We start from the raw sequence: 21,908 nt of genomic DNA on the forward strand, positions 1-21,908 counted from the left end.
CCGTGGGAAGCCGCGTTTCGAGCCGAGCCCATTACCAAGCCGTATATTCATAACATCGATACCGCCATTGTCACCGGTCCTGCTGGTGAAGAGATCTACTGCGATGCGCTTGGGCGGGTAAAAGTACAATTTCACTGGGACAGGGAAGGGCAGGCGAACGAAACAACCAGTTGCTGGCTACGTGTATCACAGGGCTGGGCCGGCAACGGTTATGGTCAGTTTATCTTGCCGCGCATAGGCCACGAAGTGATCGTCAGTTTTATTCATGGCGATCCGGATAAACCCATAATCACCGGCGCGATGTTCAACGGTAAAAACAAAGTACCGTATGATCTGCCAGAGCACAAAACCCGCAGCACCTTTAAAACCTCATCAAGCGTGGGTGGCGGTAATTTTAATGAGCTGCGCTTTGAAGACAAAAAAGACAATGAACAGCTTTATCTTCATGCCGCCAAGAACATGGATGTTCAGGTCGAAAATGATCGTAAGGACGAAATTCTCAATGCCGATCACCTCACCGTACACGATTCCCGCTTTCAGGAAGTCAAGGTCGACAACCACAGCACCGTAAACGGCAATCAGTTTGAAGCCGTCAAAGGCGATAGCCACCATATCATCGACGGAACCGTCCACACCAAAATCGGCAATAAACAACTGATTGAAGCGGGCACTGAAGTTCATGTGAAATCGGGACAAAAAGTGGTAATCGAAGCCGGTGCAGAAATCACCATCAAGGCCGGTGGCAGCTTTATCAAAGTTGATCCGTCAGGTGTGACATTGCTCGGGCCGACGGTGAAAATGAACTCCGGCGGCAGTGCCGGCCGGGGTAGTGGAGCAGCTGCACAGGCAGCGCAATTGCCAGGCAATGTGGCCCCAAGTACAGCAGGCGATCTACCTATGCAGCTTAACCCCAGTGCGGCTATCAATGCGACAAAGCTACATGCTGTGGCGATAAAACCTTGTGGGGCTGACACATGATAATACAGAGTTGGTTAAATGGCATCGATGATCACGATAAGCTCTATGCCATCGTTAATCCACTAAGTGACAGAGAAGTGCTTTCTGAATTTTATACACAGGACGGATCTGATGCTTTCCCTTTGTATTCGGGAACGGATTTTGAATCGAGTAGGCAAGATGGGCCCTGGCTTCTGCCAATTTCACGGCAAAGCACGTTTATTGATACATACCAGGAATCACTACCGGGGTTCTTTTTTAGCTCATCGTTTGACGAAGAGACGATTCGTATACATTGGCAAAGTTTGCTGCTGGCAGGTCTTGACGGGGAAATCGTACTTTTTCGTTTTTACGACATTAACGTGATTGGCCGCATGTTCTCGTTATTTACAGAGCAAGAACAATTGCGCTTTATGGGGCCGTCATCCCAACTCTATATTCCGTCAATACCACCTGTTACGGCGAAGCAGAAACCCCCAGCCATGATTGAACGCTCTATAGAACCATGGTGGGTTATTGCTCCGCATCATTTAGGGCATAACTACTCACCCGAGCACCATGCGTGGATTGTTGAACGGTTGCTTTGGCAGCGCTTACCTGAACTGATGAAAAATAAAATGCAGCAAAGTGATATTCAAGCAGAATTGAGTACTTTCTTAGCGCAGAGTTATAAGAACAATTTACGTGGCGAGTTACTAGAAGCGCATGCTGCGAATAATTTCGCACACAATACACAATGGCATAATCAACCTGTTTTTGATGCATGGATGCTTGAGCAAAGTGATATTCAGCAATTAATGCATATAGGGAAAATCAGAGATGAGTGAACATTGTATTCCCTGCGAACGAGCAGAAAACTGGATAGAAATCGATTTTCGAGATGAGCACAATCAACCTTATAGCGGTATTGATGTCACTATTGAAGATGCTGTGGGGGGGGAACAAATACTGCGTTTGAGCCAAGGACCTAACCTGATACGAAATATTGTAAGTGGTCCGGTTAAACTCACCATGCCGACGGATGAGCTGATTGCAATGGTGGAAGAGCGCACTGCTCGTAAAGAAGATGCACCATCAGAGGTTGTAAATTATGCGACGAAAGAGCCCGGTTTTAGCGGCGTCAGTAAACAATACCTGAACGCTACAATGGGAGACTTCTGGCAACACCCCCCTGAAAACCCATTATCTGAAGAACATAACTCGGATCAGGCTGATGCTGTCGTTCTGTGCAGTAACGAGAGCTATGTCATAGAAATTCGCGACTATTCAAAACCTGAAATTCGATTCGGTGTGTTTTTTGATGGTACAGGCAATAATTCATTTAATGTTGCCATGCGTATGCTGTGTGAGGCCACAGGTATTACCGAAGATAAAAAAGATGTATGCGAAAAAGTAGATGATATTTCTGACTCAAAGCGAGGCAGCTATGATAATTCGACAACCAATATTGGTCGATTATTAAACATCTTTCCTTTTAATCCTCAAAAGAAGCTATTTAAAATTTATGTTGAAGGGGTTGGTACTAAATCGGGTACCGAAGATGAAATGTTCGACCTGGCAACAGGCATGGGGGACAGGGGGGTTGTTGCGCGAGTTGAAGATGCAATTATGAGCATTCGCAATATAATTAGTGATAAGAAGATTTCCCAATCTCAAAGTAAGTTCGTATTCGATATCTTTGGCTTTAGTCGGGGAGCTGCGGCAGCTCGCCACTTTGCCAATGATGTTTATAAGAAAGAAAAAGGTCAATTTTATCAAGAAGCTGGATTTGATAGTACAGTTAAAAGTGAAATTAACTTCATCGGTTTATTTGATACCGTTGCCGCTATCGGTCGTTATGATGAGCTATTGGATGGCTCAAATGATAAAAACAGAGGGGTTAACTTATACTTACCGAGAGGTATCGCAAAAAAAGTCATTCAGTTAACGGCCTTAAATGAGTATCGTCATAATTTCGCACTAAATTCCGTCAAACCCGATCATCAAGAAATCACCTTGTTAGGGGCACACTCCGATATTGGCGGTGGTTACCGTGATGGAGAAGAGCATGTCGCCATTATGCGGCCTTACTCAAGAACGATCCGCCGAAATGAATCTTGGGCTTTAGGCACTTTTAATGAACAAGCAGCAGATAAAATCACTCATAGCAAAAAGTTATATAGTGAGTATACCGATTCCATCGCGCAGTATTTTCCGAAAGTACAACGTCGACCGATGGGTGGCAATGACAATGAACTGTATATCGCCACTTTAGATATGAAGCGGACTGTCAACGGTGATTTGCAGTTAGTTGCTTATTATGTCATGAGAGATTTGGCAATAAAGTTCGGAGTACCATTAGATCAACCAAGCGAAACGTTAAACTCAGATCTTAATGAGTTGTATCAATATTATAAAAATAAAATTGAGCAGAATGATGAGGGTATGATCCCCCAGCATCTACCAAGTAAATTAAAAGACAAAATGATGAAACAGTATGTTCACTGTTCTGATAATTGGTCACCAACACTTGTTATTTACCCGATGAAGCCAAGAATAAAAAATAAAGAACGTGAACGAATGATCTTTACGCATAAGCCACAACAAGGATATCCAGTTTGAAATTTATATTAATTGTTAATGTGCTATTGCTATTATCGAGTTGTTCGTTGAGAGGCCACCAGCTAGAAGAGTGGACGGTGACAGCAGCAACCCCACAACATTATCGTGCAAAAGTGGAGAAAGCACTGGTCTTAGGAGAAAGTAAAAAAAACGGGTGGAGAGCGATGATTGGTGGATATGCACCATATTCAAATAATCCACTATCGTGGGCTGGAGTAGAAAGACTTAGCGCAGGGTATAGTATAAAAAGTAAAGAGTTACCTTATATTATTTATATTCAGTGGTATTCATTGGCTAATAAAATGGCTTTCGAAAAATCAATTACAATTCCTGAGTCAATCCGGGAAGAAATGCGTGTCTATCACGATGTTCGCTGCGGTAGTCTCGATCTTTTAAGACCTTATAAAGACAATATATTGTTAGGATTAGCGCCTGACGGGATGATTTCAGTCTTTTTAAATGGCGGATGTTTTGAAAATGAACTGCAGTTTAAAGTACAGGCCGCAGTAACTCCCGTACCAGAAGATTTCATATTTCCTGAACTCGATGCTGAAGATAAAGCTTATGTTGATGAACACGGCGTACCGACGGGGAGTTGGTAGTTACTAAGTGGGCTATTCTACTGATTTTGAATAAAAATGATGAAAAAATATGTTCATTGCTCTGATAACTGGTCGCCAACGTATGAGATTTACCTAATTAATTAGCTTAATAATAAAACTATCATAAACCATAGTACCCCCCCAATAATTTAAATGTATTTATATTTTAAGTGTTTGTGGTTGATTTTTTACTTTAAAAGCGACTTTCCTGACAAAACAAATGTTTTTATTTTCTCTCAGTGCTGTTTATTGGTTGGAAAAGGAAGGTAATAACAATTTTGACATTATAAAAATATAAGAAAATCAATGTAAATTATGTTTTCCTAGAATTTACTTGTGAAGTGACTCCATTATAATAATTTTTGCTCTGTAATTAACGAGTTGGTTTGATAGCCTTTCGTATAGAAACTTGGATAGGAATAGGTTCATGGCTAAAATACAAATCGGAATTTTGATGTTAGTGTCAATACTGCTTGTTGGGTGTCAATCGACTGGTAGTGATACTGCTAGGGAAAGAGCCATTAAAAATGATATTGAGACATTTGTAAGTTATAATTTCAAACAAGCTCGTAAATTAATTCCACCAACAATTGGAACGGTTAAAAGAGAAGGGGATCAGGTGACTATCGTTTTTAATGGCGATAAAAGTTTTGATAATAATAGTGCATATATACGTAGTGATAGTCATGATTCTTTAGAAAAACTTTCTTCTTTATTGGCGGATAGCCCAAAATCTAAAGTATTTATTGCAGGCTATACTGATAGTGTTGGCAGTAAGGTATATAACAGGGAGCTGTCAGCTAAACGCGCAGAATCGGTATTGAAATTCTTCGTCTTAAGAGGGGTTGATCCTGAGCGTATTAATACATATGGATTTGGTGAACTAAGCCCTATTGCAAGTAATAAACTTGCATCTGGGCGTAAACAGAACCGTCGCATTGATGTTCGAATTACACCTTGGGTTGAAAAATTTGAATAAAAAGCAATCTATATACAACGGGTGATAAAGAAAGGAAGCATATTGCTTCCTTTCTTTTTTTCTAGCTATGGCGGCACACTGAACAAGTTGGCTGCTTGGTTAGTTTCATTTCACGCCAGCTCATCGACATTGCATCCAGCATCAGGATTTTACCTGTTAGCGGATTGCCCATATTTGCGACGACTTTGATAGCTTCCATTGCCTGTATGGCACCCACGATGCCAACGACAGGAGACATAATCCCCGCTTCAACACAGCTCAGAGATTGCTGGCCGAACAGGGCGCTCAAACACTGGTAGCAAGGCTCATCGTCTTTATACGTGTAAACGCTGATCTGTCCTTCCATACGGATAGCGGCCCCCGAAATCAGCGGTGTTTTTTTCTGATGACATAAGCGGTTGAGCTGATTTCGGGTTTCAACATTATCGCTGCAATCAAGCACAACGGAGTGCTGTTCGATTAACGTTAAAAGCTCATCGTCACGTAATCGCTTAGCAATAGTGTCGACTTGGGTGTAGGGGTTAATCGTGGTTAGTGCCAATCTGGCGGATTCCACTTTTAACTGCCCAACGGTATTGTCGTTATGCAGCACCTGTCGCTGAAGGTTTGAAACTTCCACTTTGTCATCATCGATCAGGGTGAGCTTGCCTACCCCTGCAGCCGCCAGATATTGGGTTGATGCACAACCTAAACCACCAGCACCTAAAATCAGCATAGACGCAGATTTCAGCGCTTCCTGACCATCAAAATCAAACTGGCGAAGAATGATCTGGCGGTTATAACGAAGCATTTCTTCATCAGAAAGTTCTATCACAATGCGGTCCTGTTCAATAGAGTTTTGAGTGCCGAGTAGTTGGTACCGAGAAACTCCACTCTCTACTCTTTACTCACATTAATACAACGTGTGGTTGAAAAGTTCGATAGTGACGTCTTCACCTGGCATAACTCGCCCGCGTTCTTGTTCAAGAACGACGAAGCAGTTGGCTTGGTGCATCGAACTGAATGCGCCAGATCCCTGATTGCCGGTGGTTGCCACTTCAAACTGACCATTAATGTTGATCTGATAAATACCGCGTTGGAAGTCGGTACGCCCCGGACGCTTTTTAAAGACGGTTGTTGCTTTTGCTTTCAAGCGCTGCGGTGGTTGATACTGAGAATGGCCAGACAGCTGAGCCAGCATCGGTTGTACCAGTTGATACAGTGTCAGCATGGCGGATACCGGGTTACCTGGCAGGCCGCAGAACCAGGTGTTTTCGATCGTGCCGAAAGCAAATGGTTTACCCGGCTTCATTGCGATTTTCCAGAATCCAATTTCACCCTGCTCATCAAGAATGTCTTTGGTGTAGTCTGCTTCACCGACACTTACACCACCAGAAGTGATTATTACATCGGCTTCGTTCGTTGCCTTGGTGAAGGCCTCTCGCAGTTTTTCCGGGCAATCTGGAATAATGCCCAGATCGATAACATCGCAGCCGAACTTTTCAAGCAGAGCACGAATACCGTAGCGGTTGCTGTCATAGATCTGGCCAGCGTCTAATGGTTCACCTACCGGGCGCAGTTCATCACCGGTTGAGAAAAATGCCGCTTTAGGGCGCGCGATCACGTTGACCGTTGCAACACCTAAAGAGGCCAGCAGCGGCATTTCACGTGCTGTAATACGCGTGCCTTTAGCGATTACCACATCACCGAGGCGAACATCATCACCAATCGGGCGAACATTATCATCAGCAGGCGGTTTGATCAGAAAACGGATTTGATCGTCGTTAGCTTCTGTTTCCTCTTGCATGACAACCGCATCCGCACCTTCAGGCATCTGTGCGCCGGTCATAATACGAATGCACTGGCCTTCAGACCATTCACCGTTAAAAGGAATGCCTGCGAATGACTTACCAGCAAGAATCAGCGTATCGGTAGTGTTCAGATCCTGAGAACGAATTGCATAGCCGTCCATTGCTGAATTAGCAAATGGCGGCACATTAATGGGGGAGAGGATATCTTCTGCGATGACACGCCCCATAGCGTCGGAAAGAGAAACAGCAGAAGCTGATTCCAAAGGCTTAACATCGGCCAAAATTTTGTTCAAAGCCGTTTCAACAGGCATTAGACCTGGAGTGTCACAACATCCCATATTGGTGTCCGTCTTTAATTATAAGTTATAGGCTCAGTAAAGGGTTATTATGACAAAAAAAAGGTGTTTGAACTATTCACTTATCATTTACGTGGTGTAATTGTTTTTATTTGCAGGTATCCTTCGGTCAGATTTATCACTGGCGTAGTGATTTCAGATAAACATTATGAATTGGGCACGTTTTTGCATTTAAGCCCAGGCCAGTTGGAGGCGAAGAATGACGGTATTAAGCGAATCTGCATTAAAGGTGCGTGCAGCCCTTGAAGCTCGCGGACTTGAAACACCAATGACTGACAAAGTTGTGAGTCGCGAAGAGAAAAAAGAAAAGATCGAATACCATGTGCGCGAGATCTTAGGGCTGCTTTCGTTGGACTTAGCAGATGACAGCCTGATGGAAACACCTCATCGTGTTGCAAAAATGTATGTGGATGAAGTGTTCTCCGGATTAGATTACGCAAACTTTCCGAAAATCACAGTGATCGAAAATAAGATGAACTGTGATGAAATGGTGCGAGTGAAAGATATTACGCTTACCAGTACCTGTGAGCACCATTTGGTGACGATCGATGGTAAGGCGACTGTCGCTTATATTCCGCGTGGTAAGATCATCGGTTTGTCAAAGATAAACCGTATAGTACGCTTCTTTGGCCAGCGTCCTCAGGTGCAGGAACGTATGACCCAACAGATTTTAGTTGCCCTGCAAACATTGCTGGAAAGTGATGACGTTGCGATCACCATTGATGCGACGCATTATTGCGTAAAAGCACGCGGTGTGATGGATGCAACCAGTGTGACGACAACAACGGCACTGGGCGGTATCTTCAAAAGAAACCCTGCGACACGTGCTGAGTTTCTTAACGGCATTCGGTAATCGCATAGTATAAGTTAAAAAGAAGCCGCGACTTGCTCGCGGCTTTTTTGTCGGTTTTTATTCTGAACCCAACGAATGGAGTACGGTTTAATGGATCTGATCAAGCTTTCCCGGATCAGTATGAAGCACTTGATAACGCTTCATGTCATGCTAGATACCTTGAGTGTGACGGCCAGTGCCGAACGATTATGCCTGAGCCCGTCATCAGTAAGTAAGACATTGAGTCAGTTACGGGAAAATTTGAATGACGAACTGTTCTACCGTCATGGGAACAAGTTAGTCGCTACACCGCTTGCGCGGCGACTAGGCCCCACAGTGCACCAGATGATCAATGACATGAACCAGATCATGACGCAGGAAGCTTTTGAGCCGTTCCGTTATGAAGGCCGTTTTTCACTGGCGATGCGTGAAAGTACCTTTGAATTACTGGCGGCTAAGCTCAGTGCCCAGGTGCTCGCTCAGGCACCGAATATCCGGTTAGATATCTGGTCAAAAGATAGCGTAGGCTTTGATGGAATATCTAAAGGTCAGCTTGATTTTATTATGCTGCCTCATGACAGAAGCCAGCCACCGAGCTCGCATAACAACCTGGTATGGGAGACCTTAATTCATGATGAAATGGTCTGTCTGATGAATCCGTCTCATCCTCTAGCCGGTAAGAACTTAACCATTGAAGATTACCTGCGCTTCGGTCATATCGGGATCATGGATAGCGATCTGAATGTTCCTTTCTTTGAATTACAACTTGCCCAACAGCATCAAAAACGCAAAACTATTATTACCGTTCCTGATTTCGGCGGTGCAGCACTGATGTGTCACCATAGTGATCTGCTCTTTACCTGCTCGAAGCGTTGGGCACAAATCGCTTTTCAGGCAAAAGGGTTGACCACCAAACCATTACCCTTTAATTACGGGGATGTGGCCTATAGCTTAGTCTGGCATCAGCCGAGTATGAATGATCCCGCGCATCGATGGATGTATGAGCAGATAAAGCAATGCTGTAAAGATGAATAGCCTGCATTTTCAAGCTATTCTTAAACATAAACCGCAGGCAATACCAAGTTTCTCACCCCGCGAGAGGTGAGTCCGGCTGCCAGCTGGTTGATATCGCCTTCCAGACAGACAGCCCACTCCTGAGCCTCTCCTGTAACCCCGTGATGCTGAAAAGCATTGAGCTTAATTCGAGTCTCGGTTGGTAGTTTATTCAGGTAGCCTGCTAACTCGTCGATTTCGGCATCAAAATCCGTTATTCCGGGAATGTGAAGTAAGCGCACCTCATATAACTTACGGTGTCTGGCTAATAGTTCTATAGATTGAAATACACGATGATGATTGCGGCCGGTCAACCATATATGGGTTTCCTGTTGCCAGGCTTTCAGATCGATCATCGCGCCATCAATGACGGGAAGCAGTTTTTGCCAACCGGTGCTGCTGAGGCTGCCATTGCTATCGACCAAGCAAGTTAAATGCTGCAAATCGGGCGCTGATTTAATCGTTGCAAACAGTGCCGTAATAAACGTTAACTGTAGGGTTGCTTCTCCCCCCGCTATGGTAATGCCGGTAATAAACAGACTATTTTGTCGGATCACTGCCAACATTTCTGCAACCGAATATTGCCGGGTTTTCGGGCTTGATTGTTGCGGGCATACCGCTAAACACTGATCACAATGGTTGCAGAGCGAAGCGTCCCAGCGAACTCGGGTTGCATGTTTATGTACATTTAAACCTTGCTCGTCAAAAATTTGGTCGTACTGTACTTGCCTATCTAGTGATAACGCCTGAGTCGGACATTGCGAAACACAGTCGCCACAACTATTACAGTGCCCAATCGTATGGGGGTTATGGCAACTTTGGCAGTTGAAGTTGCACCCTTGCAGGAAAATAACGAGCCTGTTGCCAGGCCCGTCAACGCAAGAGAAAGTCAGAATTTTACTGACCGTCGCTTTATTTACAGCCACTCTCATCATCCTGCATTAACATAGCAAGGAGACTGTTCATGACTGGCGACTCGTGGTTTGCGATTTAAGATCCCGGTCTTTTCAGCCGCTTCTGCGCCTAACCCTGTGGTATTGGTACGAGATCCTTGTTCTTTAAACATCGCAATATCAGATAGCTTAATCATGTAACCTGTTACACGCATTAAATCATTAGATGCGACATTCGCCGTGAACTCACGAAAACCCAGATTCAGTGCCCCTTTGCACAACTGATACATCGCTTCAGGGTTGGACTTAACGGTTTCATCAATGGTCAGGATTTCACTGATACCCGATGTGTAGTATTGATGGTGCTCAGCTAAGGCCTGAATGTGAGAAACCGGATCCGGCTCTGATCCATAGGGAATACGAACGCCCGGAGTCACGTTTTCATCAAGACTAATGCCGCCCTGAGAGTGAAGCAACGCCCGATCACGGTAGCCGTAAGTTACCGGGGTTGATTTCACAATTTTATCCAATGCCGCTGAGATTTGATGGCCTAACTGGTTTGCGGTTTCGTCAAGACCGTATTTGCCGTTGCAGCCAGATTTTTCCATTAGAATGTTCACGGCTTCGGCCATCCCATAAATGCCGAACATTGGTGCAAATCGGTTTTCGTCAATTAGGCCTTCTTTGACCAGATAGCTATCGAAAAAGTGGGATTCGTTATGGAGGAACTTTGCCCGGGCATCAATCAGTTCATACATGATTTGACAGTAATGGGGCAGGGTTTCTGCAAAGAAGCTATCGATGTTTTCTGTTAGCAGTGCAACCTCTTTTAAATTCATTCTAACCAAGGTATTGGCACCCCCCGCCAGTGGTAATGAGTTATAACAACTGACAATACCGAAGCCTTTATTGTCGAAAGCGCTGGCATGCAGAGGGTAGTTAGCGATATGTGGCTTGCTGCATTCACAGATATTGCTGGCTGCGACCCGCAATAGATTATCTGGTGTGATTGTCGGATCGTACATAAACGTCAGGTTGGGCGCGATTTGTTTTAGCTCGGCATCGACTTTGAGAATGGTGCGGCAGATGATGTTATCGCTTGGGCCGATGTTCACATGCATAAAGGCATCGGGCAGGGTACGGTCAAGCATGATCCAGAACAGTTTGATTTTTCGATAAATGGCCTCTTCATCCAGATCGTAAATATAAGGAATTAAGAGTTCATCAAGTTGACCCAGATATACGGGGATGTTGGTCACAGAAGGCACATGATGATAAATAATGGTTAAAGCGTTCAGTGCTTCGTCAAAATTAGTTGCTGGTGGTAATTCCAGGTACTCCGAACCTTGCTGAAGAAATTTTGCGTAATCAGGCAGAACGTAGCGCGGCTTGAATGGAGCATTGCCCTCAAACATGTCGCAGATGATACCTGCCGCCATAGCGGTTTTTACCCTTTTAGAGACGGGCGGGCAAGGTAAGCTTGCATCAGCTTCTAAGGCGAGAAAATTTGATTTTTGCTTAGGTGAAAGCGTCGGATCAGTAACAATCTGTTTTAATTTAGCCTGCAAGGTCATAGCACAAATCCATATAACTAATATGGTTATAAGGTAACGCTTGCTTCAGCTTTCCAAAAGTGAAAAACATAGAATTAGATATTTTCCAAATGGAAATTCGCAGTTCCTTCTCACACTTTTTTATCCAGTAATACGTTAAAAAAATCACTTTTTTGTGATTATTTTTAATGCCTGGTTTTGAATAAATTCTGGTGTTGGGTAAGTTCGTTTTATTGATGAAAATCAGCCGCTTCGTCAAATTATTGACATTTATTTTTCGGAGGGAAAGAGTAAGTTTGGAAAAATAGTGTTGAAAATATAATCCACTTTAACTGTATGAATGACGTTTTTTTGTCTAAATATATAATGAGCAAACAAAAAGATCAGGGATTTTCTAACCATGACAATCGTTGTTGATTGAGGCAATTACCATGGGGTGATGTCAAATATTTTTCATTTTCCATAGATAAGGATCACGTTGACGATGTTTGATCATAAGCGTGTTTTTCTTCAGTGGTACGGCCAATTTTTAGTGCTGTTTTTTCTATTGTTGTCCGGTGGTACCTCCGCTGGCGAAAATTTCCTGAGTTGGTCTTACCTGGATAATGTTGCCGTTAACAGCAGTAGAAAGCTGTGCCCGTCAACAGGTTCGAAAGTGTGCTTTGCTCAGCTATCAGAAAACGCTTATGCGGCCAATAATTTCTATCCCTTTTGGCAACAAAAAGCGTTAAGAAAAGAGCTTGAATTGCAGCTGAAATCTGTTGCTGATACCGAAATGGTACCCGGTTTATCAGAACGTCTGTCAGAATTACGGACGTTGGCATTACGCACAGATCAGCGAGCGTATGATCTGCTCGCGACGGATAGCTATTACGTTTATCAAGTGTATCTGGCTCAGATCAAGCGAGATCGCAGTACATTATTCAAAACAGAGCCATTAACTATTTCGAATGAATCTAATGTGATGCTGAGCCAGCACATGCTTCCGTTGACCCTGACAAAATTACAGTCATCACGCCCGCAAAATACAAAGTTTGAACAAGCTATGGTTATCGTTGAAAAGATGCAGAAACTGCCATCGCATTCGTTATCCTCTTTTCGCTTACAGAGAGAGATTCATCAAGGTGGGATAATAACGGCAGGTCAGGGGGTAATCCGCGTTCTTTATGATCAAGGTGATCTGAATCAGTCAGATTTTGAAAGGCTTTCTCAGAGCGAATCTATTAATAATTCAGGCGTTGTTTTTGACAGTATCAAACGTTTTCAACGGCGTCATGGGTTAGTTGTCGACGGGATTATAGGGCTTGAAACGGCTATGAGATTAACCATGCCGTATGATGAGATTGCCCGCCGCATAGCACTTAACTTGCAACGTAGTCGCGTGACAAACTATGTCGATAATATCCCGCATATTTGGGTGAATATTCCTGATTATATGCTCAGAATATTCAATGGCAACGAGGTAGTTTTTGAGTCAAAAGTTATTGTCGGACGATCAACGCGGCCAACAAATCTGTTTTCATCGTCAATTAATACCATGGTTATCAATCCGAGCTGGAATGTACCAGTAACGATCAAACGAAAGGATATTGTGCCTAATGTAAAACGTTCCCGTGACTATCTTGTTAAGCATAACATGCAGATTTTGAAAAGCTGGCGTGATCGTACGGAAATTCCGGTTGATCAAATTGACTGGCAATCAGTAAACCCCAAAACATTTCCCTATGAATTCCAGCAAGGGCCAGGTCCGAATAACGCCTTAGGAAAAGTGAAGTTTCTGATGCCGAACGACTATTCAATTTTTCTGCATGATACGCCGACACGCGGATTGTTCGGAAAAACGAAGCGTAACTTTAGTTCAGGCTGTGTTCGAGTTGAAAAAGCAGAAGATTTGGCAAACTTTATTATCGATTTTCAGCGGCGGAGTAATATTGCGCCATATAGTGCCATGGTGAATAATAATAATTCAGATACGGTTTATCTATCAAAGCGGTTAGGAGTTGATTTCATTTACCTGACAGCTTGGATTGATGAGCACAATGCACTGCAGATGCGTGAAGACATTTACGGTTACGATAGCCCTAGAGCAGAACCAGTTGAATCGCAGTATATCTCGATGAAGAATTTCCGGCGTTAAGTGTAATACGCTATTCACATAATAGCGCGAGAGACACCAGAACCTCAATGCTTTTGATTAATAGTCCTGAGTTTTGTTTTTGCGAGCGTAATAATATATTTGCAATAAAAACAGTGAGATAAGTTTAAATTTGTATCATAAGTTTGCCATAAAGCTAAAATATATTCCTTTGATCTTAATTGTTTGATAATAAAGGAATTAATAATGAAGTCGAAAAGCATTATTCTATTACTGGCTTTTGCAAGCTCAAATACTGTAGCGTTTGAATTAACAGCGCCTCAACAGAATGACACAAAAAATCTTGTTTGGACTGGGCACCTTAGTCCTGATACCGATTCAGTGACTTCAGCGATGCTTGCTGCTCACATATACGGTGGCACGGCTGCTGTGTCTGAGCCCATTAACCTCGAAAGTAAATTTGTTTTAGATTATTGCCAGGCGGACGTTCCGAAGCAATGGTACGATTTTAGTCAGAAAGATGTAGGACTGGTTGATTTTAATCAAAACACACAACTACATCAGACTGTTGATGAAAGCAGCATTGTTGCCATTGTTGATCATCATGCGATTGGTGGTAGTCCGGTGAATATGTCCCAGGTTGCTGCAATTGATATTCGTCAATGGGGCTCTGCTGCGACAATTTTAGCTGATCGTGCCGAAGGTTTAGGCATTGAACTGCCGAAGCCGCTGGCTTGTACAACCTTGGCAGGAATTTTGTCAGATACGGTTATATTTCAATCACCGACAACCACACAATATGATCGTACCCATGCTGAAAAACTTGCGTTACTGGCAGGTATTAAAGATATGCAAGCGTTTGGTCAGCAAATGCTAGAGGCTAAATCAGATCTTAGTCATGTCAGTGCGGATGAAATATTGACTATGGATTATAAAAACTTCACGTATGGCGGAAAGAAAGTGGGAATTGGTGTGGCAGAAACACTGACAGCTCAGCAACTACTGGACCGCCGTGATGACTTCATTACTTCCATGAAAGCTTATAAAAAAGACAATCAGCTTGATTACCTATTTTTCTCGGTAACCGATACAAAAAATAAACGTGCTAATTTGCTATGGATTGATGCTTCCGATTTGGCCATTGCGAAAGTAGCGTTTGAAGGTAAGTCGGTTGATGGCTGGCTTGTTTTGGACGGGGTGACATCACGTAAGCGTCAAATTGGTCCTGCAATACAAAAAGCAGTTGAAAATAGTAAATAATGAACTGATTTGTAATATTTAAAGCCACATTTAGACGGTGGCTTTAATTACATCCTCCTCCATGATTAATATGTCAGATAGCATCTTCCATAACACAAAAATCATCCTCATCCTGATTCTAATGAGTGCCTAACCAGTGATCTACTCTGCCTTTTCCATGTAATAAATGAATTGATATCTATTATTAATTAAAACGGGTGTGTGGCGGCGAAAAAGTTGGCGAAGTAACTGAAAGACAACAATACTTAATTACTAGTAAATCGTTGATATTTATGCAACAGGAAAAGGCAACATTGAGGTGCCTATCTCTTTAGCTTTATACCTTTTTTTGTTACCTTGATATAACAGTTGATGCATAAGGAATGGATGATGGAAAGAAAGATGCTAATACGCAATATTTCTTATATGGAGAGAGAACTCGCAGATATGAAGAAGGAGCTATCACAACTGGATGCAAAAACAGAGGTGCTAGAGTTAAGGGAGTGTCGACCTAAGCAATTATATCTACCAGATGCTCAGCTCAGGGTGATGGCTATAGTATGAGAGAACCCCATGACCTAGTCCTCTTTATCTCTTTTTTAGAAGAGAAGGGCTGTTAGTTACGCTGATGCGGCTGGTTATACGCAATTAAAAACGGTGTGTTATGGGCGCCGTTTTTTAATTTTGGTTGTGTGTTGAAGTGATTGCCCCGTTCTTATGAAGGATATTATAGTTGCATCAGAAGCACCGCCACATCATCCCCGAAACCTTTGAACGCGACAATACAGTGCACGAGTTGCAATAGCTTAAAAGACTGCGCCAGATTTGTGCATATATGCTGTGATTGTTGCAATATTTTGGTGCAACAAAAAGAGTGCTATTTTTAATGTATTACTTATTAATGGGTTAAGTGCTGGCTTGATATTTGCGTATCTGGCTAAAGATTAACTTTTTAGCTAAGGAAGGTCAGACAATGCAAGATACATTAGCAGTGATTTTAGCAGGCGGAGTGGGTTCTCGATTGTCTCCTCTAACAGATAACAGGGCAAAGCCTGCGGTACCTTTTGGCGGTAAATACCGCATTATCGATTTTACATTGGCAAATTGTCTGCATTCTGGATTGCGCCGAATACTTGTGCTTACTCAATATAAGTCCCATTCGTTACAAAAACACCTTCGAGACGGTTGGTCAATTTTCAACCCTGAGCTTGGTGAATACATCACTAATATTCCGCCTCAAATGCGCACAGGCGACAGCTGGTATAGTGGAACTGCCGATGCCATCTTTCAGAATCTGTATCTGTTGTCTCGTAGTGAAGCAAAATATGTCGTCGTATTGTCGGGGGATCATATCTACCGGATGGATTACGCCCCGATGATTGAGCACCATAAGCAAGCGAATGCCGATCTAACGGTGGCCTGCATGGACGTGCCTGTTGAGGAAGCCAGTGAATTTGGCGTAATGGAAATTGATCAAGACCAGCGAATTTTGACGTTTACTGAAAAGCCGAAACATCCCGCAACCTTACCGGGTAACTCTGATTGTAGTTTGGCTTCGATGGGAATTTATGTCTTTACAACCCAATCATTGATAAATGCTCTGCAAGAAGATGCGGAAAATTCATCTTCCGACCATGATTTTGGTAAAGACATTATTCCTAAACTGGTTGATGGGGGGGGCGTTTATGCCCACCGTTTCGGAGGAGAAGAGGGACGAGTAACACAAGACGCCTATTGGCGAGATGTTGGAACTATCGATTCATACTATCAGGCTAATATGGATTTGTTACAACCTGTTCCTCCAGTGGATTTATATCAATTTGATTGGTCAATCAGGACCTACGAACCTCAGTTGCCACCAGCCAGAACAGTTTCGTCAGCAACGGGAAATGAAGGTATTTTTATTAATTCCATTATTTCAAGTGGCGTCGTGATTGAAGGAGGTTCTGCACAGAATTCAATTCTATTTCCCAAGGTGAAAATTAAGAATGCTGCGGTAGTTATTAATAGCATCATCTTCGAAGGAGTTGAAATAGGCGAGGGAGCATACGTTCAAAACTGTATTATTGATAAGCATGTAAAGATCCCGCCAGGAGTAGAGATTGGTGTTGATGCTAAAGCTGACGCTAAGCGTTTCGATATTTCAGAAAAGGGGGTGATAGTGGTGCCATCTTCTTATCAATTTAAATAATGATAGAGAGAAAGATATAGCAGAGAGTTAATAAACAGGTAAGCTGACAGAGAGTCAGCTCACCTGCTTATATTCCTAACAGAATGGCTTCCATATTTCAACAACGTAAGTAAAGTGTTTTTGAGGTGTTATTGATGTTAATCAAATGTTTTGTGGGTATATTCAAATTGATTTTTACGTGGAAAAAGTAAGATCAAGCGCAAATTTCCTAAAACTAAGAATACCTCTTAAGCAAGTTGATCGTATAGTTAATATCTAATGCAATTGAGTGCATTTAATGGTCAAAGCAACAGTAGTTATGTTTCTCTTAAGGACTAATATGGAAACATTAGTTGGAACCTCAAAAAAAGAAAATGTCGTGTTTGATTACACATCTTTTTTGTCTGCATCCTGTAAGCATAAGTTAACGTTTATTGATGCATTGAAAGCCTTGCTGCCTGCTTTAGAGATATCATGGAAGTCGTCTCTGCCCATTGGTTTAACTGAGTCTGAAAAACTCCAGATGCAGGCGCTTAAAGTGCTATCTACCAATATTAGCGATGCAAATAATATGATCCGTTTACTGCGTCTGGCCCGCTCTGAACATATAGATAACCTTCTTATTAACTTGCCTTATTCTCTTGATGAAGAGCAGCTGGCTTTAATTGAGGAAAAATCAGACTGCAGGATTAGTTTTGTCGCAGAAAATGGGGAAGCACTAAACGTCTGCATTTTGTGAGATGAGTCAGCCGGAAATTATCCCGAGTGGTATTAGCATGTTTGTTGTGTTTAGAAAGAGAAAAGCCAGTATATTTACTGGCTTTTTTTATAGGTTATTAATTATAAAATGCCTTGCCATAACATGCCAACTGCGAGACAGGCTGCAACAGTGAGCAGACTGGCTGCGGCTTTTTCTTTACCGACAAAAATCTTAACACCTTGCTCACGCTTCGCCTTGCTGTAAAAGTATAAACCAGGCAGGTAGAGTAGTGCTGATAGTAGAAGATAGTTGAGGCCTGAGGCATAAAGTAGCCATAACCCGTAAAGGCTGGCGCAGATACCGATAAACAGCAGCGAACCGCGGTTATTCGTTTCAATGGCCAGACGCAGGGTGTAAGCCCCCACCAAGAAGTAGGGAACCAATATCATTTCTGAGGCAACAGCAAGAAGTGTATCGTAGGTTCCACCGGCAAACATAACAAAAAAAAGTGAAACCTGAATACAGCAGCTGGTCAGCAAAAGGGCTTTTACCGGACTACCCGCTTTGTTCTGTTGTGTGTAGCTTTTCGGGAACATGTTGTCTTTAGCTGCTAAGTAGGGAGCTTCTGAAGCCAGTACAGTCCAACTGAGAAAAGCACCACAAACAGAAATCAACAAGCCACAACCGATAATGATCCCTCCCCAAGGGCCCAATATGTGGGATAGTACCTGAGCCATGGAAGGGTTCTGGTAGGTTGCAAGCTCTTCGGTGCTAATCACCCCCATAGAGAGTAGTGTTACCAGTACATAAATAGAGAGCGCCGTTAACAGGCCAAGAATGGTTGCACGGCCAATGTCTTTACGGTGCCTTGCGCGGCTGGAAACGACTACAGCCCCTTCTATACCAATGAACACCCACACGGTGATCAGCATGGTACTTTTGACTTGCGATAGTAAATTGTGTTGTTCACCAAAGTGGAGGCCGGTGAAATCCCACACGAAGGTATCCCACTTAAATGCGATTAACGCACATAAGATAAACATGATCAGAGGGATAAGTTTGGCTATGGTTGTAACTATATTGATGACAGCAGCTGTTTGTACGCCACGTAACACTAATGCGTGTACCAACCATAATAAAACTGAAGAGCCGGCAACAGCAAGCCACGTATTTCCTTCGCCGAATAACACCATATCAGGTTGATCGAAAAACATACCTAGCGTGCTGAAAACAATGACTAGATAAGAAACATTGGCCAGCATAGCACTGAGCCAGTATCCCCAGGCAGAGCAAAAACCGATAAAATCCCCAAACCCAGCCTGAGCATAGCCAAAGACACCACTTTCAATTTCGGGTTTTAATTGCGAGAGATGTTGAAAGGCCAGAGCGAGAAAGATCATCCCGAGCCCCGTAATACCCCAGCCAATCATTACAGCTGCAGGGCTGGCGACGGCCGCCATATTCTGTGGAAGACTAAAGACTCCAGCGCCGATCATTGAGCCAATTACCAGTGCGGTCATCGCACCTAATCCAAGCTTATTATCCAAAATAAAAACCAAGTTTTAAAAACCAGATGCTGATAATAATAAAGCATTTTATGGTGCTTTTTCGCGTTAAATCACAAGTTATGTGATGTCTATCGGTGGTGCGTCAGGTAATTCCGCTGTTCATTGCTGTAGATCAAGAAAGCCGACAGTGAATTGATGGCAATAGATTGTGTATATAGATATTAGTGAAATGTCAGATTTCGGCTTGCATCGCGGTTGATGACAAAAGCTAATGACTGGCCGTGTTCTGCTGCCTGTCGAATAGATTTTGTCTCGAAATCCTCAATATCACCCGTAGCAATGACTGCGCTACAGTTCCCTGTAATAAGAGCTTTAGTCATTAGAACCTGATCGGTAAGTGATTTTTTATTATTTAAGACCAGTATTTTGTTTAGAGCAATACCGGCACTAATTAGCAGGTTTTTGTCAATAAGTGCGTCATCGCCAATGAACATGATCCAACGATCTTGCTGACTCGCTTGCTTTAGCAAACGTAGAAAGTAGGCAAGTTGTGTCTGCTTTTCGTCTGAAAAACATACTTCAATAGGGCATTTAACCGACTGATAATGAGCTACTGCCGAGTCAGTAGTAAAGGTCGATTTATACGCCTGCGAAGCAGTAACCGATTGTAAGCGATTAAATAATGCTGTCATGATCCTTCATCCCATCCAGTGGTTATATGTACATACTGTATGTGTGTACAGTAGTTTTATTTAGGCACTGTTGCAAGTTTTTTCTTGTGTCAGTTCCAGTCTAATTTGGGATTCTGTATAGCAAAATGAGATTATGGTTTTATTGTTATCATATTGTTTTTTATTATTTTATTGCGATATTGTTGTTTTTCTGAAAATCAACTTGTTCAGTTTAGATAAAGAAAAACCTAGAAAATGAGAGCATAGAAATTTGAGTTACTTCACACCTTCTGAGTGGACTGTATATAGTGAATGATCAGTATTACGTGAAGATTTGTCATTGTTAATGGTTAGAACGTCATCAGATGAGATCCCACGACGCCAATAATGGATTAAGAGTGTAATTTCCCTTCCTACTTAGCCAATACAATAACAACTATTGTTAAAGCTATATGTGTGTTATTGCTTTCCTCCTTTTTATTAGGTTTGGTTTTGTACATTGAAGTTGAATTTAACCTATTGGGAACATTGATAAACCAGCTTGTAGAGTATCTGAATTCTACTTCATACAAGGCAATCAAGGTGACCCGTTACACTCGGCGGTTTTGGTATGAAGTTTGGTGTGCTTTGTATGCTAAGTGAGGGGCACCTTATTGCAGGCGCTGGCGGATCCCCACAAAATCTACGCACGATAATTTCTCCTTGCCATCATAATGAGGGTTTGTTGTGCCCAGCGTATTGTTGATTCGGAAATGTGATACTCCAGCCTGCGAAAGACTTCTTTTCCGAGTCTGACGAAGGATAAAACTCGACGAGGATCATGAGTGTGACTTTGACGCAAGCCAAAACCGTATTGAGGACTTTTTAAGTCACGGAATGTTTCTTCAATCTGCATACGCTTGGTGTATAGCCTAACAATGCACCGTGAAGAGAATATGTCTGTTGGGATATTGGTTGCGAGTAACCAAGGCTCCATTGCAGACTTTTTATGGACGGCCTTTACGTTTTGTTGTTTGTTTTTTATAAAGATGAAGATGACAGAGCAATGGTTTTCGCTTGGCTAACAGTGTGAACCCAATGTGTTTGGGTTTACTATTCGCTTTGTTAAACAGAAACTTAATATGTTGCCACTGTTTTTTGACTAAGACGTTAACGTCACCCCTGACGCGTCCTAGATATCATCAACTTGTGTAAACCAGGTATTACGAAAGCCAGCATCCGTTATGATAATCGGCATGGCATGCGATGGTAAAAACGGCTTTGAAGTTGTCTAGAAATTGTTGATGACTTCGAGGGGAATTGTATTGTTTGAATGAAAATGTCTGCTCATAAAGAGTGACAGAACGACCATCCACGGCGACGGATGCTCTCAGTACCATGAGCCGTTCATACTCACGAATATCGGCCCAATCGACTAGGACAATAGGTTGTGGATTGATGGAACAAATTTGATGACAGTGCCATCGGTAAATATCGAGTCGGTCACGGTGTAAATGGCCGTTACCCAATAAACGGTCAACACGCTTAATACAGTGTTTGGTTTTAGCTTTAGAAGGCAGCGAGCGCCCGAGCAAAGTAAGAGTGAGTGCATCATTGATGAGCAAAGCTTTAACTGAGTCCATAAGTGAGTTGAGTCGCTTTTTGTGAATGTTAGGACAATGATTTTCCAGCGACTCGTGTAGTATTTGAATATCACGCATCTTGTTTTCATTCTTTTTGTTTTTGTGGTGAATCCATTAGATCAGAAGGCAAGATGCGTGTCTACTTATTGAACTACAAAGGGATTTTGTGGGGATTCGTAAGAACAAAGCGTTAGGCGACTAGGAGGTAAATGTGCCGGGATATAAGGTTTTAAGGCTGGTGAAGGTTTTATTCGTACGCATGATCTAATTAAAGCCTTAAATAATGA

17 protein-coding genes and 1 pseudogene are annotated in these 21,908 nt (G+C 42.7%); 11 read left to right on the plus strand and 7 right to left on the minus strand.

Features of this window, described 5'->3' with window-relative positions:
* The 5 genes from AC2204_RS20080 to AC2204_RS20100 form a co-directional block, all read left to right on the plus strand.
* A partial coding sequence (locus AC2204_RS20080) for a type VI secretion system Vgr family protein (RefSeq protein WP_318927672.1) occupies nucleotides 1-978 on the plus strand: 978 nt, incomplete at its 5' end.
* The gene (locus tag AC2204_RS20085; protein ID WP_318927673.1) at nucleotides 975-1,784 is read left to right on the plus strand and encodes a DUF4123 domain-containing protein; all 810 of its coding nucleotides are present in this window, start codon (nucleotides 975-977) and stop codon (nucleotides 1,782-1,784) included. The genes AC2204_RS20080 and AC2204_RS20085, both read left to right, overlap by 4 nt.
* Nucleotides 1,777-3,558 carry a T6SS phospholipase effector Tle1-like catalytic domain-containing protein gene (locus tag AC2204_RS20090; RefSeq protein WP_318927674.1) on the plus strand — a complete coding sequence of 594 codons (1,782 nt, stop codon included), beginning with the start codon at nucleotides 1,777-1,779 and terminating at the stop codon, nucleotides 3,556-3,558. The genes AC2204_RS20085 and AC2204_RS20090 overlap by 8 nt, the downstream gene beginning before the upstream one ends.
* A gap of 20 nt (nucleotides 3,559-3,578) precedes the next feature.
* On the plus strand, nucleotides 3,579-4,160 hold the full coding sequence (locus AC2204_RS20095; protein ID WP_318927691.1) for a DUF2931 family protein: 582 nt from the start codon (nucleotides 3,579-3,581) through the stop codon (nucleotides 4,158-4,160).
* Nucleotides 4,161-4,587: 427 nt separating this feature from the next.
* Nucleotides 4,588-5,139 carry an OmpA family protein gene (locus AC2204_RS20100; RefSeq protein WP_318927675.1) on the plus strand — a complete coding sequence of 184 codons (552 nt, stop codon included), beginning with the start codon at nucleotides 4,588-4,590 and terminating at the stop codon, nucleotides 5,137-5,139.
* A 61-nt stretch (nucleotides 5,140-5,200) separates the two neighbouring features.
* Here the strand turns inward: AC2204_RS20100 and moeB are convergent, their stop codons facing one another.
* Nucleotides 5,201-5,953 carry a molybdopterin-synthase adenylyltransferase MoeB gene (moeB, locus tag AC2204_RS20105; RefSeq protein ID WP_318927676.1) on the minus strand — a complete coding sequence of 251 codons (753 nt, stop codon included), beginning with the start codon at nucleotides 5,951-5,953 and terminating at the stop codon, nucleotides 5,201-5,203.
* 78 nt (nucleotides 5,954-6,031) lie between these two features.
* Complete coding sequence (gene moeA, locus AC2204_RS20110) at nucleotides 6,032-7,267, minus strand: molybdopterin molybdotransferase MoeA (RefSeq protein ID WP_318927677.1); 1,236 nt, start codon at nucleotides 7,265-7,267, stop codon at nucleotides 6,032-6,034.
* Between the two features lie 217 nt (nucleotides 7,268-7,484).
* Between moeA and folE the strand changes: the two genes are divergently transcribed.
* On the plus strand, nucleotides 7,485-8,138 hold the full coding sequence (gene folE / locus AC2204_RS20115; RefSeq protein WP_318927678.1) for a GTP cyclohydrolase I FolE: 654 nt from the start codon (nucleotides 7,485-7,487) through the stop codon (nucleotides 8,136-8,138).
* A gap of 90 nt (nucleotides 8,139-8,228) precedes the next feature.
* Nucleotides 8,229-9,152 (plus strand): LysR family transcriptional regulator, encoded by a 924-nt coding sequence (locus AC2204_RS20120; protein WP_318927679.1) that lies wholly within the window; start codon nucleotides 8,229-8,231, stop codon nucleotides 9,150-9,152.
* A gap of 20 nt (nucleotides 9,153-9,172) precedes the next feature.
* Here the strand turns inward: AC2204_RS20120 and AC2204_RS20125 are convergent, their stop codons facing one another.
* Nucleotides 9,173-10,105, minus strand: coding sequence for a YjjW family glycine radical enzyme activase (locus AC2204_RS20125; RefSeq protein WP_413466729.1), 933 nt, complete (start codon nucleotides 10,103-10,105; stop codon nucleotides 9,173-9,175).
* Nucleotides 10,102-11,637, minus strand: a complete 1,536-nt coding sequence (locus tag AC2204_RS20130; protein ID WP_318927680.1) for a YjjI family glycine radical enzyme — start codon at nucleotides 11,635-11,637, stop codon at nucleotides 10,102-10,104. The genes AC2204_RS20125 and AC2204_RS20130 overlap by 4 nt, the downstream gene beginning before the upstream one ends.
* Before the next feature lie 463 nt (nucleotides 11,638-12,100).
* Here AC2204_RS20130 and AC2204_RS20135 point away from each other — a divergent pair, with 463 nt between their 5' ends.
* The 4 genes from AC2204_RS20135 (at nucleotide 12,101) to AC2204_RS20150 (ending at nucleotide 17,859) form a co-directional block, all read left to right on the plus strand.
* A complete protein-coding gene (locus tag AC2204_RS20135; RefSeq protein ID WP_318927681.1) occupies nucleotides 12,101-13,753 on the plus strand; it encodes a L,D-transpeptidase family protein in 1,653 nt (550 codons plus the stop codon).
* A gap of 204 nt (nucleotides 13,754-13,957) precedes the next feature.
* Nucleotides 13,958-14,971: a manganese-dependent inorganic pyrophosphatase gene (locus AC2204_RS20140; protein ID WP_318927693.1), complete on the plus strand. Its 1,014-nt coding sequence runs from the start codon at nucleotides 13,958-13,960 to the stop codon at nucleotides 14,969-14,971.
* 952 nt (nucleotides 14,972-15,923) lie between these two features.
* Nucleotides 15,924-17,141: a glucose-1-phosphate adenylyltransferase gene (gene glgC / locus AC2204_RS20145; RefSeq protein WP_318927682.1), complete on the plus strand. Its 1,218-nt coding sequence runs from the start codon at nucleotides 15,924-15,926 to the stop codon at nucleotides 17,139-17,141.
* Between the two features lie 319 nt (nucleotides 17,142-17,460).
* A complete protein-coding gene (locus AC2204_RS20150; protein ID WP_318927683.1) occupies nucleotides 17,461-17,859 on the plus strand; it encodes a hypothetical protein in 399 nt (132 codons plus the stop codon).
* Between the two features lie 101 nt (nucleotides 17,860-17,960).
* Here the strand turns inward: AC2204_RS20150 and AC2204_RS20155 are convergent, their stop codons facing one another.
* The 3 genes and pseudogenes from AC2204_RS20155 to AC2204_RS20165 all read right to left on the minus strand — a co-directional run bounded on the left by AC2204_RS20155 (nucleotide 17,961) and on the right by AC2204_RS20165 (nucleotide 21,699).
* On the minus strand, nucleotides 17,961-19,367 hold the full coding sequence (locus tag AC2204_RS20155) for a basic amino acid/polyamine antiporter (protein ID WP_318927684.1): 1,407 nt from the start codon (nucleotides 19,365-19,367) through the stop codon (nucleotides 17,961-17,963).
* A 182-nt stretch (nucleotides 19,368-19,549) separates the two neighbouring features.
* Nucleotides 19,550-20,020, minus strand: coding sequence for a cell division inhibitor SulA (locus tag AC2204_RS20160; protein WP_318927685.1), 471 nt, complete (start codon nucleotides 20,018-20,020; stop codon nucleotides 19,550-19,552).
* Nucleotides 20,021-20,681: 661 nt separating this feature from the next.
* Nucleotides 20,682-21,699: pseudogene (locus AC2204_RS20165) on the minus strand (IS4 family transposase).
* Between the last annotated feature and the right edge of the window lie 209 nt (nucleotides 21,700-21,908).

The organism is Photobacterium sp., assembly GCF_057456235.1.

Excerpts from the sequence above, each read along its gene's own strand:
- folE (WP_318927678.1), top strand. The coding sequence starts at position 7,485 with ATGACGGTATTAAGCGAATCTGCATTAAAGGTGCGTGCAGCCCTTGAA.
- AC2204_RS20130 (WP_318927680.1), bottom strand. The coding sequence starts at position 11,637 with ATGACCTTGCAGGCTAAATTAAAACAGATTGTTACTGATCCGACGCTT.
- AC2204_RS20125 (WP_413466729.1), bottom strand. The coding sequence starts at position 10,105 with ATGATGAGAGTGGCTGTAAATAAAGCGACGGTCAGTAAAATTCTGACT.
- AC2204_RS20100 (WP_318927675.1), top strand. The coding sequence starts at position 4,588 with ATGGCTAAAATACAAATCGGAATTTTGATGTTAGTGTCAATACTGCTT.
- AC2204_RS20160 (WP_318927685.1), bottom strand. The coding sequence starts at position 20,020 with ATGACAGCATTATTTAATCGCTTACAATCGGTTACTGCTTCGCAGGCG.
- AC2204_RS20140 (WP_318927693.1), top strand. The coding sequence starts at position 13,958 with ATGAAGTCGAAAAGCATTATTCTATTACTGGCTTTTGCAAGCTCAAAT.
- AC2204_RS20120 (WP_318927679.1), top strand. The coding sequence starts at position 8,229 with ATGGATCTGATCAAGCTTTCCCGGATCAGTATGAAGCACTTGATAACG.
- moeA (WP_318927677.1), bottom strand. The coding sequence starts at position 7,267 with ATGGGATGTTGTGACACTCCAGGTCTAATGCCTGTTGAAACGGCTTTG.
- AC2204_RS20150 (WP_318927683.1), top strand. The coding sequence starts at position 17,461 with ATGGAAACATTAGTTGGAACCTCAAAAAAAGAAAATGTCGTGTTTGAT.
- AC2204_RS20085 (WP_318927673.1), top strand. The coding sequence starts at position 975 with ATGATAATACAGAGTTGGTTAAATGGCATCGATGATCACGATAAGCTC.
- glgC (WP_318927682.1), top strand. The coding sequence starts at position 15,924 with ATGCAAGATACATTAGCAGTGATTTTAGCAGGCGGAGTGGGTTCTCGA.
- AC2204_RS20090 (WP_318927674.1), top strand. The coding sequence starts at position 1,777 with ATGAGTGAACATTGTATTCCCTGCGAACGAGCAGAAAACTGGATAGAA.
- AC2204_RS20135 (WP_318927681.1), top strand. The coding sequence starts at position 12,101 with ATGTTTGATCATAAGCGTGTTTTTCTTCAGTGGTACGGCCAATTTTTA.